General features: G+C 42.5%; 11 protein-coding genes and 1 pseudogene. 9 read left to right on the top strand and 3 right to left on the bottom strand.

Translation table 11 applies throughout. From position 1 onward, the window contains the following. Nucleotides 1-138: 138 nt before the first annotated feature. Nucleotides 139-1,647 (bottom strand): 4-alpha-glucanotransferase, encoded by a 1,509-nt coding sequence (gene malQ, locus RMY00_RS26270; protein WP_322650355.1) that lies wholly within the window; start codon nucleotides 1,645-1,647, stop codon nucleotides 139-141. A gap of 13 nt (nucleotides 1,648-1,660) precedes the next feature. Here malQ and RMY00_RS26275 point away from each other — a divergent pair, with 13 nt between their 5' ends. The 8 genes and pseudogenes from RMY00_RS26275 to RMY00_RS26310 all read left to right on the top strand — a co-directional run bounded on the left by RMY00_RS26275 (nucleotide 1,661) and on the right by RMY00_RS26310 (nucleotide 10,849). After that, complete coding sequence (locus RMY00_RS26275; protein WP_322650356.1) at nucleotides 1,661-1,822, top strand: hypothetical protein; 162 nt, start codon at nucleotides 1,661-1,663, stop codon at nucleotides 1,820-1,822. Between the two features lie 52 nt (nucleotides 1,823-1,874). Beyond that, nucleotides 1,875-2,306 carry an NUDIX hydrolase gene (locus tag RMY00_RS26280; RefSeq protein ID WP_322650357.1) on the top strand — a complete coding sequence of 144 codons (432 nt, stop codon included), beginning with the start codon at nucleotides 1,875-1,877 and terminating at the stop codon, nucleotides 2,304-2,306. A 169-nt stretch (nucleotides 2,307-2,475) separates the two neighbouring features. Then, a pseudogene (locus tag RMY00_RS26285) lies at nucleotides 2,476-3,042 on the top strand (RidA family protein); the annotation flags it as partial. 152 nt (nucleotides 3,043-3,194) lie between these two features. After that, nucleotides 3,195-4,169, top strand: a complete 975-nt coding sequence (locus tag RMY00_RS26290; RefSeq protein ID WP_322650358.1) for a phosphate/phosphite/phosphonate ABC transporter substrate-binding protein — start codon at nucleotides 3,195-3,197, stop codon at nucleotides 4,167-4,169. A 143-nt stretch (nucleotides 4,170-4,312) separates the two neighbouring features. Then, entirely contained in the window at nucleotides 4,313-5,047 is a 735-nt protein-coding gene (locus tag RMY00_RS26295) for a phosphonate ABC transporter ATP-binding protein (RefSeq protein WP_322650359.1), read from the top strand. Between the two features lie 461 nt (nucleotides 5,048-5,508). Then, nucleotides 5,509-6,303: a phosphonate ABC transporter, permease protein PhnE gene (gene phnE / locus RMY00_RS26300; protein ID WP_322650360.1), complete on the top strand. Its 795-nt coding sequence runs from the start codon at nucleotides 5,509-5,511 to the stop codon at nucleotides 6,301-6,303. Between the two features lie 84 nt (nucleotides 6,304-6,387). Then, nucleotides 6,388-6,861, top strand: coding sequence for a hypothetical protein (locus RMY00_RS26305; protein WP_322650361.1), 474 nt, complete (start codon nucleotides 6,388-6,390; stop codon nucleotides 6,859-6,861). A 604-nt stretch (nucleotides 6,862-7,465) separates the two neighbouring features. Then, a complete protein-coding gene (locus RMY00_RS26310) occupies nucleotides 7,466-10,849 on the top strand; it encodes a tetratricopeptide repeat protein (protein WP_322650362.1) in 3,384 nt (1,127 codons plus the stop codon). Nucleotides 10,850-11,346: 497 nt separating this feature from the next. Here the strand turns inward: RMY00_RS26310 and RMY00_RS26315 are convergent, their stop codons facing one another. Together RMY00_RS26315 and RMY00_RS26320 are read right to left on the bottom strand one after the other, a co-directional pair. Then, a complete protein-coding gene (locus tag RMY00_RS26315; RefSeq protein WP_322650363.1) occupies nucleotides 11,347-12,000 on the bottom strand; it encodes a (2Fe-2S) ferredoxin domain-containing protein in 654 nt (217 codons plus the stop codon). A 60-nt stretch (nucleotides 12,001-12,060) separates the two neighbouring features. Further along, nucleotides 12,061-12,315, bottom strand: coding sequence for an Asr1405/Asl0597 family protein (locus RMY00_RS26320; RefSeq protein WP_322650364.1), 255 nt, complete (start codon nucleotides 12,313-12,315; stop codon nucleotides 12,061-12,063). 489 nt (nucleotides 12,316-12,804) lie between these two features. Here RMY00_RS26320 and RMY00_RS26325 point away from each other — a divergent pair, with 489 nt between their 5' ends. Continuing rightward, on the top strand, nucleotides 12,805-13,359 hold the full coding sequence (locus tag RMY00_RS26325) for a Dps family protein (protein WP_100898647.1): 555 nt from the start codon (nucleotides 12,805-12,807) through the stop codon (nucleotides 13,357-13,359). The last annotated feature ends 223 nt before the right edge of the window (nucleotides 13,360-13,582 follow it).

Consider the following 13,582-nt stretch of genomic DNA (forward strand, 5'->3'; position numbering starts at 1 on the left):
AGCCTCTCGTAGAGAAGAAAAAGACTCAAAGAAATGAGTAGGATGAGGGTGACAAGGAGAGAAGGAGGAAAAGGAGGCATTTACTCCTCCCTGTGCCTTGTCTTCCTTGTCTGCCTTGTCCCCTCATCTCCCGCTGCCCTATTGCCCTTCTGGGGCGCGTCCATTGAGTCTGGTAAGAACTTTCAAGCGATCGCCTAATTCCTCTCTCAGCGCTCCTGATTGATAGCGCCACTCCCAGTTCCCCTCAGCAGTACTAGGAAAATTCATCCGCGCTTCGTTTCCTAATCCCAAAATATCTTGCAAGGGAATAATTGCTTGGTTGGCTATGGAACTCAAAGCTAGGCGAATTAAATCCCAGTGGATGCCTTCAGGACTAACACAACCTAAATAAAGCAACAAGTTTTCCTTTTCGTAGTCGGTGGCTGAATTGAACCAGCCTATGGTTGTATCATTATCGTGAGTTCCAGTATAAACTACAGCATTGTGCCGATAATTGAATGGTAAAAATGGATTAGCAGAATCAGCACTAAAGGCAAATTGCAAAATATTCATCCCCGGAAATTCATACTTGTCTCGCAGCGCTTCTACCCCTGGTGTAATTACTCCCAAATCTTCTGCTAAGACGGGTAGCTTGCCCAACTTTTGCCTAATCACTTCAAAAAAAGCATCCCCAGGCGCTTCCACCCATTGACCATTAATGGCAGTTTGTTCACCTTGCGGCACAGCCCAATAAGCCTCGAAGCCCCGGAAGTGGTCAATGCGAATAATATCGACATAATCCAGCATTGCCTCAAAGCGCTGTACCCACCATTTAAAGTCTTGTTTTTGCAATTCCTCCCAGTTATAAACTGGGTTGCCCCACAATTGACCGGTGGCGCTAAAGTAATCTGGTGGGACTCCTGCCATTTGGGCAGCAACTCCAGTCTCTTCGTCTAAGCAAAAGATATTAGGATGCGCCCACACGTCAGCACTATCATGAGCTACGTAAATAGGAATATCGCCGATAATGTCAATACCGCGCATGTTGGCGTAGCTTTTCAGCTCTGACCACTGCCGGAAAAACTCAAATTGGACGAACTTGTAATAAAAAATCTCCTCATTGAGCCGATGCTGTACCTGAGCTAATGCTTCGGGTTCGCGCTTGACAAATTCTGGCTCCCATGTATGCCAGCTTGCATTTTCGTGGGCATCTTTTAGCGCCATAAATAAGGCGTAATTATCTAGCCAATAGGCTTTACTGTCGCAAAAACCTGCAAACTCGTTTTTTTGGATGTCTGTAGCATTCACTTTAAAGTTTTCACAGGCTTTTTTGAGTAGCCCAATCTTAATCGGCACAACCTTGTCGAAGTCTACCTTTTCTACCGGAAATCCTGGTAAATTAGCAAAGTCTTCTTCAGTTAGTAAACCCTCATCTCGCAGTTTTTCTGGGCTAACCAGTAGAGGATTTCCCGCCATTGCTGAGTAACACATATAGGGCGAATTACCATATCCAGTGGGGCCCAAGGGTAAAACTTGCCAATATTGTTGATAGGTATCTTTAAGAAAATCGACGAAGCGATAGGCTTCTAAGCCTAAATCTCCAACGCCAAATCGGCTGGGAAAGGAGGTAGGATGCAGCAAAATGCCACTGGATCTAGGAAAAGGCATATTTATCTGAATTATGAGAGGGAGCAATTATCTGATGGATACGCTATGCGATCGCCCAAGGGGCAGTGGCAAAGCCAATCGCATCGAATTTACCACGGAACAGTATTTGCACGGTAAATCAAGTAAACTCATCTTGATTGTCATTTGTCCTTTGTCATTTGTCCTTTGTGAATAACCAATGACTAATGACTAATGACTGATGACTAATGACCAATGACTAATTAGCTATGACTTACCGAAATCCTGCACCGACAGTTGATATCATCATTGAACTAGTAGATCGGCCTCATCGGCCAATAGTGTTAATTGAAAGACATAATCTACCCTTAGGTTGGGCTATTCCTGGTGGTTTTGTAGATTATGGAGAAGCGGTGGAAGTGGCGGCGCAGCGAGAAGCTGAGGAAGAAACGGGTTTGCAAGTGGAGTTAGTTGAACAATTACTGGTGTATTCTGACCCCGATCGCGATCCGCGTCAGCATACCATTAGCATTGTGTTTTTGGCGACAGCTAAGGGGGAACCAAAGGCTGGAGATGATGCTAAGAGTGTAGGAGTTTTTGAGTATTGGCGTGTGCCAGGTAATTTATGTTTTGACCATGATCGCATTCTGCGCGATTATTGGCGATATCGGCATTATGGGATACGTCCAAGGTTGGGGTAAAAAGGACGAACCGCCAAGACGCCAAGGACGCAAAGGAAGAAAAGAGAGCAATACCTGTGACACAAAATTTTTGTGATTATACTGTGTCAGTGGTATTTAAGGGTGCATTATGGATGCTGAGGAACTTTTAGAGAAATACGCCGCGGGGGAACGTAAATTTCATTCAGTAAATTTGAGTCAAGAAAATCTCAAAGATTTAACTGGTGCAAGAACTTACGGTATGAGCTTTAAAGATGCAGACCTGACTGGTGCGATAATTCCAGATGGAGAAGTCTACAAACCGATCGCTTCTCAGGTAGAAATAGGTAAACAGGAAACATCGTTAGAGAAAGTAATATCTATGACTCGTAAAGTAATTAATACTGATAACGCACCTGCACCAGTCGGTCCTTATAATCAAGCGATCGCAGCTTCTGGTCAATTTGTATTCATCGCTGGACAAATTGCCATCGATCCCCGCCTTGGTGATGTCGTCTACACTGATGATGTCAAAAAGCAGACTGAGCAGGTATTAGCTAATCTTGAAGCCATCCTCACAGCAGCTGGTGCGACTTTCCAAGATGTGGTGAAGACCACTGTATTTTTAGCTGATATGAATGATTTCGCGGCGGTGAATGCCGTTTATGCTAAATATTTCCCGGAAGATACAGCCCCAGCGCGGGCTTGTGTACAGGTATCGCGTTTACCTAAAGATGTGTTGGTAGAAATTGATGCGATCGCTGTAATTAGCGGTTAGTGCCAATACATTCACAAAATCAGTCTACAACTCTCCAAACAAATTAGGCTTTATTATTGACTTTTATTCTTAAAAGCTTTAAATATTTTTTAGGAGTTAATTGCAATTAATTAGCAAAAGAACTAAGAAAACTTCCTAATGGAGAGTTGCAAATGAGTGTGAGGAAAAAGAGCTTATTGGGTGCTGGTGCGGCATTTACAGTGCTTACAGGTCTAGTAGTCAGCACTGTAGGGACTATGCAAGCAACGATCGCCAACCCCACCACTAATCAACAGACACCACGCTTACTTGCCCAAGGGCTGAAGACTTTAACAATAGTTTTTCCCAGTCGTGCTGATTCTACAGACTTGCAAAATAAGGCAAATGCAGTAGGAGCTTTTCTATCTAAAGAGTTAGGAATTCCAGTCGTCGCCCAAGTTGGTGATGATACAGCTGCTGTGGAAGCTTTGAGAGCAAATCGGGCTGATGTAGCTTTTTTAAGTAGCCGTCCGGCTTTGAAAGCGAAACAATTAGCAAACGCCAGCTTGTATCTAGCCGAAGTTCGCTCCACTTATTCTGGAAGATACACTTATAGCTCAACATTTGTTGTTCCTAAGAATAGTCCCCTAAAAACTCAAAATTCAGCTAAAGCCACTTTAGAACAACTGCGGGGCAAGAAAATTGCTTTTACTTCCCCTACTTCTGGCTCTGGATTTATTATCCCTGTTGCTGAGTTGGTCAAACAAAAATTTGTACCCAACCGCGATCGCTTAGATGGTTTCTTTGGTCAAATTTCTTACGGCGGTAATTATAGCAAAGCCTTGCAAGCAGTTGTGCGCGGTCAAGCTGATGTAGCTGTTGTGTCAGAATATGCTCTGAATCCACCTTATATCACCGCCCAAGAGAAAAATCAGTTACGGGTTCTGCACAAAATTACTGGTGTACCTGCTCACGGTATTGCCATTGATGATGACGTTCCAACTCCAACACGGGAAAAAATCATCAACGCCTTACTGAAATTAAATAAGTCGGAAAATAATAAATTGTTACGCGACTTGTATAATTCCACAGAATTAGTGCGAATTAACCACGATCGTCACCTAGCAACTATCCGTGACGCTTTGCAAATTGCTGGCATTGAACCATAATTTAGAATTCAGAATTCAGAATTCAGAATTCAGAACTTACCAATTTTGACTCTCTTTAGGAGACGCGGCGCTATCTGCTTTTTTGGTCAAAATTCATTCTGATTCCTGATTCCTGACTCCTGAATTCTGTTCAATAAATTTCTATGAATGATTATGTTATTGAGTGCCATAACCTAGAGACAGCTTATGCTGCATCTCTGAATCGTCCGATTCTCAACGGGATTAATTGCCAGATTAAACGGGGTGAATTTGTAGTTTTACTGGGGCTAAATGGTGCTGGTAAGTCTACATTACTACGATCGCTAGTTGGATTAGTGCCATCTGTGAAAGGAGAAATCATCGTCAATAATGTGGAGATGAATTCCCGAACACTGCCAAAAATTCGGCGCGATATTGGGATGTTATTTCAAGGTGGCGGATTGATTCGGCAATTATCAGCACTAGAAAATGCCTTGTGCGGATGCCTTGGTAAAAGAACAACTTGGCAAACACTGTTGGGATTTTCCAAACGCGATCGCATGTTGGCATTAAATTTATTAGAGCAGTTAGGACTCTTAGAGTTAGCTTTTCAAAAAACCAGTCAATTAAGTGGCGGACAGCAACAACGAGTAGCGATCGCCAGGACTTTAATTCAATCACCGCAAATTCTTTTAGTTGATGAACCCATCACAGGCTTAGATGTTGTGGCATCGCAACAAGTCATGGAAACTCTATCCCAATTGCACACTCAGCAAGGTATGACTATTGTCGCAGTTTTGCACGATTTGGGAATCGCAGAAAAATACGCAGGGCAAGCGATCATCTTAGATGCTGGACGCGTCGTTTACCAAGGACTTTGTGACAACTTACAAGCTCAATTTGCGAAAGTTTCCGCTTGAGTAAAATTTTATTTAAACCGCGTCAGTTTTACCCCACCCTAAACCCTCCCCTTGCAAAGGGGCTACTGTGTATACACAAGTCTGAAATAGCTGATGAATCTGGATTTTACCCCACCCTAACCCTCCCCTTATAAAGGGGAGGGGACACTGATTTTCTATTTCCCCCCTTTATAAGCTACCGTGTATACACAAGTCGAGTTGGCAATCAAATCAACGAAAAACAACGGAAAATTATTTTTAAAATCCTTGATTTTCCATTAGTACTCTATCAATAAGCTGACACTATTGATAATCAGTTTGCTTAACTCAAAACCTTGCCTACCAAGGCTTGTATCTTACCAGGCAATGATTTTAGGACTTGTGTATACACCGTAGCCTTTCCAAGGGTGGATTAAGGGGGGTAATTAATTTGACTAATCGCAAAGACTACGCTTCTCAACCTAAATGAGAATTAATACAGTATGAGTTCCTTTTTTAAGTCAAAACGTTTACGCTTCTACCCTTGGCTGAGTTCTCTACTCATCTTATTAATTGTCGTAGTAGTTTATGGTTGGGCTTTGCGAGGACTCAAACTCGATTTTGAACTGCTGCGTTCTAGCTGGCCATACATCATTGATTTTATTACTCGATTATTTCCTCCCGATTGGAAAGTTTTAGATATTGCAGTTAAGGCACTAATTGAAACTGTACAAATGTCTTTGTGGGGAACTACCATTGGAGCTATTCTTTCAGTACCGATCGCTATAGCTAGCGCCAGCAATGTTGCGCCTGGGTGGTTGCGATCGCTAGCTAATTTGCTGCAAAATACTGTGCGTTCTGTTCCCTCAATTATTCTGGGGCTAATTTTTGTTGCCGCCACTGGCTTAGGCGCACCAGCAGGAACTTTAGCTTTGGGAATCTACACCATCGGCTACCTTGCCAAATTTTATCAACAGGCAATTGAAGCGGTTGATCCGCGTTCTCTTGAATCCTTACAAGTTATCGGAGCCTCTAAGCTACAGATTGCTCAATACGGCATTCTCCCGCAAGTGCTACCACTGGGATTAGGTTACACCTTTTGGATGTTTGAGTACAACATCCGTGCTGCTTCTGTCTTGGGTGTAGTTGGTGCAGGTGGTATTGGCTTTCAGTTAAAAAGTTACATCGACGGGTTCGAGTACACCAAAGCAACAACCATGATGTTAGTGCTTTTAGTAGTCGTCACAGTAATTGATGCTTTTAGTAGCCAATTACGTCATCGGCTCGATTCTATGTAATGAATTCTGGCAGTAGCCTATCTTGAAGACTGATGCGATAACTTTGGGAATACTGAAATTAAGTATCCCAAAGTAGTATTAAAAATGCCAGAAAATCGTATCAGTGCCAGCTTATCCCCAGCAGATAAGGAAGCGGTTATGCAAGCGATCGCTACAATTAAAGAAAAGTTACCATTTTTGGTAGATTTGACCCCTGAAGATCGGCGAACGATGCTGAAGATGGGAGATAAAAGTCGGGCTTTTGTCAGCAAAGCCTTAGAAGTAGCGACACAGAACCCTAACTTTTTGCCCCGTTCTTTTGATTTAGAAGAGATGCGCCGAGATTTGGCGCTATTTGAAGCGTTGTATCCAGTGCTTTTGTCTCTAACCCAACTGCAAGAATTGGTGGATGATACCTGTATAGCCTCTGCTAGCGAAGCCTATGCTGCTGCATTAGCAGTTTATAGCTATGCCAAAGCTAGCGGTGATGTAGCAGGTTTAGATGCAGTAATTGATGAGATGGGACGCAGGTTTAATCGCCGTTCTAAGAAAAAGCAACCTGAAACCGCAGTTAGCTAAAGCTTGCAACTGGCAAGTATAGCAGTTGTCAATTTAGTAAAATCCACATTATTGGTAGGGGCATAACATTGTTATGCCCTTTTTGCGTTTTGTATCCAAAGATTCTTGAAACCCGCGCAGGCGGGTTTTGTCTGTGTAGCCGCGATTTCTAATCGCCAAGGCATTTTTGAGCCTTAGAAGGGTCAAATTCGAGCCTCAGAAGGTCAAAGTTGAGCCTTAGAAGGGTCAAATTCGAGCCTCAGAAGGTCAACGTCGAGCTTCAGAAGGTCAATGTCGAGCTTCAGAAGGTCAATGTCGAGCCTCAGAAGGTCAACATCGAGCCTCAGAAGGTCAACATCGAGCCTCAGAAGGTCAACATCGAGCCTCAAAAGGTCAACATCGAAATTAAATTAAGGTTATGCCAATTTGAAAAAAGAATACGACAAATAAACCATTTGTAGAGACGCGATTCATCGCGTCTTTACACAAAGATGTGTTGCAATCATTAATTGAATTGGTATTACGCATAAAAATTACCTAGAAAAAGTTTGATAAATTCCGAAATACACCTTGTATATTTAGTATTTATTCTGTAAACACTAGCATTTCAAAATCAAATCTTGTAATGAACCCACAAAACAAGCCCAAGAGTCTACAAGATATTCTTAAGCAGCGCCAGCAATCAGGTTTTGTGGGTCGTGAAGACCAAGTAAACCAATTTCGTCAAAATCTAGCATTACCCCCAGAAGACGATCGCCGTCGTTTTATATATAACGTTTGGGGTCAAGGTGGAGTAGGTAAAAGTACCCTACTACGACAGTTTCGTAAAATTGCTGACGAAGCAAAAATTATTTCGGCTTACATCGATGAAGCTGAAAAAACTATACCAGAAGTCATGGGTCGTCTAGCTGAGGACTTAGAACGGCAAGGTCATAAACTAACGCAGTTTACAGAACGCTACAAAGTTTACCGTCAAAAGCGCCAAGAATTAGAAACCGATCCAGAAGCTCCTCAAGGCTTTTCGGCTTTTGTCGGGAAAACTATGGCAAAAACTGGTGTACGTTTAGCGCGTCGAGTTCCCGTTGGCGGTGCTGTATTTGACTTTGTAGATGAGGATGCTTTCGCTACCCAGGCTGGAGAATGGGCTTCTTATGTTGCAAAGAAAATAACAAATAAAGATGAGGTGCGTTTAGTTCAAGAACCTGAAGAAGTTCTGACCCCGTTATTTTTGCAAGATATTTTTAAAATTGCTGAAAAAATTGGTGTTGTTTTGTTTTTTGATACTTATGAACGCACCGGAGAATTTCTAGATAACTGGCTACGGGAAATTTTGGAGGGTCGCCACGGTGAAGTATCTCTCAATATATTGATAACCATCGCCGGTCGGGATGAATTAGATAAAAATCATTGGGCATCTTATGAGGGGTTAATAGTTCGTTTCCCTCTGGAACCCTTTACAGAAGAAGAAGCCCAACAATATCTAACTCGGAAAGGCATTACAGACAATCGCGTTGTTGAAGTGATTTTACACCTTTCTGGAAACTTACCCCTGCTAGTAGGAATGCTAGCAGATACTCATCCCAATGATCCAAACCAGGTAATTGAGCCTAGTAGCAGTGCAGTAGAACGCTTTTTAAAATGGGTTGATGACCCCAAACGGCAACAAGTGGCGCTTGATGCTGCCATTTCTCGGTGTTTGAATCGAGATGTTATAGCCAAATTAAGAACAGAAGAAGAAGCTGACGAGTTATTTACTTGGCTAAAAGAAACATCCTTTGTTAACGAACGTACCGACGGCTGGGCTTATCATGATGTGGTCAAAACCCAAATGTTACGCCACAAGCGCCTTTCATCGCCGCAAGGTTGGGCTGACATACATGGCAAGTTGGCAGAATATTATGACAGGCTGCGAAATGATCTGCAATTAGAGGAAGAAGAAAAACAGCGCGATTCTAGTTGGCAAAGTCACACATTAAACGTGTTGTACCACAACTTATGTCAGTCACCGCAAAGGAATTTATCTGTAGCTCTCAATGAATTTCTCGCTGCACTCAAAAATAAACGCAAATTTGCCCAACAATATGCAGAAATAATGCTTCAGGCTGGTAAAGATGTCGATTCCTCTGAAGTTCAACGTTGGGGTAAGCAATTAGCGAATGGGTTAAAAGCTTATGAGGAGGACGTTTATCAAGTTACGTTGGAAATGTTTACCGCAGTCTTACAGAATTCTGGGATTGAGCTTAAATGGCAACCAATTGCTCTAGGTTGGCGTGGTCAAACTTACCGCTTAATGAAGCGTTACCCAGAAGCCCTAGAAGATTTTGACCGCGCCATTGAACTTGACCCCAAATATGACTGGGCGATCGCATGTCGCGGTGAAACTTATCGCTTAATGGAGCGTTACCCAGAAGCACTACAAGATTTTGACCGCGCCATTGAACTTGACCCCAAATATGAGTGGGTGATCGCATGTCGCGGTGAAACTTACCGCTTAATGGAGCGTTACCCAGAAGCACTACAAGATTTTGACCGCGCCATTGAACTTGACCCCAAATATGACTGGGCGATCGCAAGTCGCGGTCAAACTTATCGCTCAATGAAGCGTTACCCAGAAGCCCTAGAAGATTTTGACCGCGCCATTGAACTTGACCCCAAATCCTGGGCGATTGCAAGTCGCGGTGAAACTTACCGCTTAATGAAGCGTTACCCAGAAGCCCTAGAAGATTTTGACCGTGCAATTGAACTTAACCCCAAATCTGACTGGGCGATTGCAAGTCGCGGTCAAACTTATCGCTCAATGAAGCGTTACCCAGAAGCCCTAGAAGATTTTGACCGCGCCATTGAACTTAACCCCAAATCTGATTGGGCGATCGCATGTCGCGGTGAAACTTACCGCTTAATGGAGCGTTACCCAGAAGCACTACAAGATTTTGACCGTGCGATTGAACTTAACCCCAAATCTGACTGGGCGATCGCATGTCGCGGTGAAACTTACCGCTTAATGGAGCGTTACGCGGAAGCCCTAAAAGATTTTGACCGCGCCATTGAACTTGACCCCAAAGATGACTGGGTGATCGCAAGTCGCGGTCAAACTTACCACTCAATGGAGCGTTACCCAGAAGCACTACAAGATTTTGACCGCGCCATTGAACTTAACCCCAAATCTGACTGGGCGATCGCAAGTCGCTGTCAAACTTACCGTTTAATGGAGCGTTACCTAGAAGCACTACAAGATTTTGACCGTGCGATTGAACTTAACCCCAAATCTGACCGGGCGATCGCAAATCGCGGTCAAACTTACCGTTTAATGGAGCGTTACCTAGAAGCACTACAAGATTTTGACCGTGCGATTGAACTTAACCCCAAATATGAGTGGGCGATCACAAATAGGGGTGAAACTTACCGTTTAATGGAGCGTTACGCGGAAGCCCTAAAAGATTTTGACCGCGCCATTGAACTTAACCCCAAATCTGACTGGGCGATCGCATGTCGCGGTGAAACTTATCGCTCAATGAAGCGTTATCCAGAAGCCCTAGAAGATTTTGACCGTGCGATTGAACTTAACCCCAAATCTGACTGGGCGATCACAAATCGCGGTCAAACTTACCTGATGCTTAAGCTATATAACGAGGCTCTTGCAGATTTAAACCGTGCTATTGACTTGGATTCTGACAGTAATTGGGAATTGTACGATCGCGCTTTAACTTACCAAGCCCTTAACCAACCAGACAAAGCACGATCTGACCTAGCGCTTGCCATCAAGCTTGCTAAACAGGATTACGAAAAAGATTCTAAAGACTGGCGTAATGCCTTTAACTTAGCCCTTTACTATTTAGCTGCTCAATATACTCAACCAGCAGAGCAGTTATATCGCTATGTTTTATCTCAAGGTGCTTCCTTAGAGCGTACCCATGAAGCTATCCAAGACCTAAATGACTTTTTAACCGTGTTTCCTAATCATGTGCAGGCTACATCCATGCGACAGTTGTTGCAGTCTTCTCTAACTTAGGTTGTGTAATTTCCAACCTACCCGCCAGAAAACCCACAAGTCCCAACAACCGCCTGAGAATCAATTCCCTCTCTCACACCTAAAATCTTCTAAAAAAAACTAGAAAAGGGTTTCAGTCTACTTGAGTGGACTTGCGCTATGAGCCTGAGATTTTAATCTCTGGCGAACGCACGGGTAAGCACAAAATCCCAGCTAACTTGCCTTCAGGAGAATGGCGGCTAAACCCAATTGCATACAAATAGCGATTTTAGCCAACCCATGACAAACTGCTTTGCATCGGCGTAGCCCAACCCAGGCATCGCTAAATCCAATTGCATACAAATATTAAGCGATCGCAACTACTACTTTGTCTTGCTCATGACAAATCGTAGGCGATCGCTTAATTTGAAACTCTTACAAATACTGGGCTAAAGCCGAATGCCGAGTATTAATGGAACACACTCAATGAAGATATTATGAAGCTTTCTCATTCAAATGTCAAGATTTCGCTAAGTTTTTCAGCAAAACTTAGCATTAAATATCGCCGCTTCTTTTAAATTCTTAGGCTGCGTTTCTAAACTCTTGTCACCAAAATGCTTATCCATCAACGCCGGAACCTGTGTAGCTTGAATTCGGCTATGGCGGGTTTTATCTGGCATAACTAAGTTTGGCCCAGCTTTACAATTCTTCATACAACCAGTGCCCTTGATTGTAACTTGGTCTTCTAAACCGCGATCGCTTAAAGCCGCCTCCAACGCCTGACAAACTGCTTTACCACCGCGTTTCATACAATCAGACTTTTGACACACCAAAATCGTGGCTTTAGTTTTAGCTGGTTTTACCTTGGCATTATCAATAGATGGGGGTTCTTGCACTGCGGTAGCCGTCTGAATCACCATCTGAGAAGGCGCCGCCATCACCCGTTCAGCCTTCAGAGTAACAGTGCCATTCTTCAAATCATGTTTTTTGTAACCAACAACTTGCAGCCAAGTACCTGGTGGTAAGCGCAAGTCAAAAGTAGCCCGTAAATTTTTAGCAAGTTTAATATAAGACTCACCTTCATGAGTCCCCAGAATTAAGCCTTTAAGCTTATAGCCATCTTTAATAACAAAATCTATAAATCTGCCCTCAAGGCAAAATTCTGATACTTCAATACTGTGAGATGCACCCATTTTTTAACCTCCTTTTAATTAATCTAAGCTGTCAAGCGAGATATTCTCAGTAGCTAAAGATTAGAACTGTTGGTAGCGACTTTTCCAGCAATGCTCAAGAGTCCAAATCTGGTCTTGACGAGAGGCTGTTAATCGCCGTATCACACTCCAAAGTTGAATAACTGTCATAGGAGAGTCAATTTCAACTTGCAATGGCTGGTTAGCCGTACAACTACAGGGAATGTCTAACTCCTTTAGGCGTTGATAGACTTGCCAGCGATCTGCCCAATTCACCTCTACAAGGTGGCTGCTTTGTATTTCTGTAAACGATTTCAAGAGAATTGCCCTCAAACTGCAACAAACTTGCAGTAACTACTGCGAGTTAACTCCCTGCTTTTTAAAAGTCTGAGGAGTTTAGCCTCTTTAAACCAGCATACCTTAAGTGCAAACAATTCTCAGTAATTTTAGAAAAAAAAATCAAATTTTTACAGCCATCCCATATTAAAAAGGGAAGAGGTAGAGAGACGGGGAGCAGTGAGCAGAGGGGAAAGAGGTAATTTTAATTTTTTATTCTCTCCCTTGCTTCTTCACTACTCCCTGCTCTTGTTAGCAAAGATGCACATTTAAGCTAGGATGTCAATGATAATGAGAAAATTATGCAACTTGGTGAGCGTACCATCATCCAGCCGACAATAAACTTGAGATTTTTAGTAAGCAAAAATACAAAATATTGACATGGCGAATTGGCTTGCTCTTATTATTAAAATGTTAATATGTTAAGAATAAGCAGTTAAAATCTATAACTCTTAAAAAGAGAGGAACGTAATGTCTGAAACACAAACTTTGTTACGGAATTTTGGTAATGTATATGACAACCCTGTGTTGTTGGATCACAGCGTAACTGCTCCAGTGACAGAAGGATTCAACGTTGTATTAGCTAGTTTCCAGGCACTATATTTGCAGTACCAAAAGCATCATTTTGTAGTTGAAGGCTCGGAATTTTACTCTCTGCATGAGTTTTTTAACGAAAGCTACAACCAAGTACAAGATCACGTTCATGAAATTGGAGAACGTTTGGATGGACTAGGTGGTGTGCCAGTAGCGACCTTCAGCAAATTAGCAGAATTAACCTGTTTTGAACAAGAATCTGAAGGTGTATATTCATCTCGCCAAATGGTGGAAAATGACCTAGCTGCCGAACAAGCAATTATTGGCGTAATTCGTCGTCAAGCTGCTCAGGCAGAGAGTTTGGGCGATCGGGGTACACGCTATCTGTACGAAAAGATTTTGTTGAAAACTGAGGAACGTGCATATCATTTATCTCACTTCCTCGCTAAAGACAGCTTAACTTTAGGGTTTGTCCAAGCTGCTCAAAGCTAAAACTCTCATAATCTAGATTTATCTACCTAGACTGAAAGAAAAAGTTAGCAGCACTAACTCTTAAAATATTATAAAAAATGGCAGAGATTGGTATTGGTATCTCTCTGCCATTTTTAATTTAAGTAAACATATTTTCATAATATTTAACATTGCAAATATTTAGCAATTAGATAGTTAATAACTATTTTTAGTTAAAAAATTTATTTATATTTAATAAGTTAGA

Source organism: Nostoc sp. ChiVER01, from assembly GCF_034531155.1.
Taxonomy (GTDB): domain Bacteria; phylum Cyanobacteriota; class Cyanobacteriia; order Cyanobacteriales; family Nostocaceae; genus Nostoc.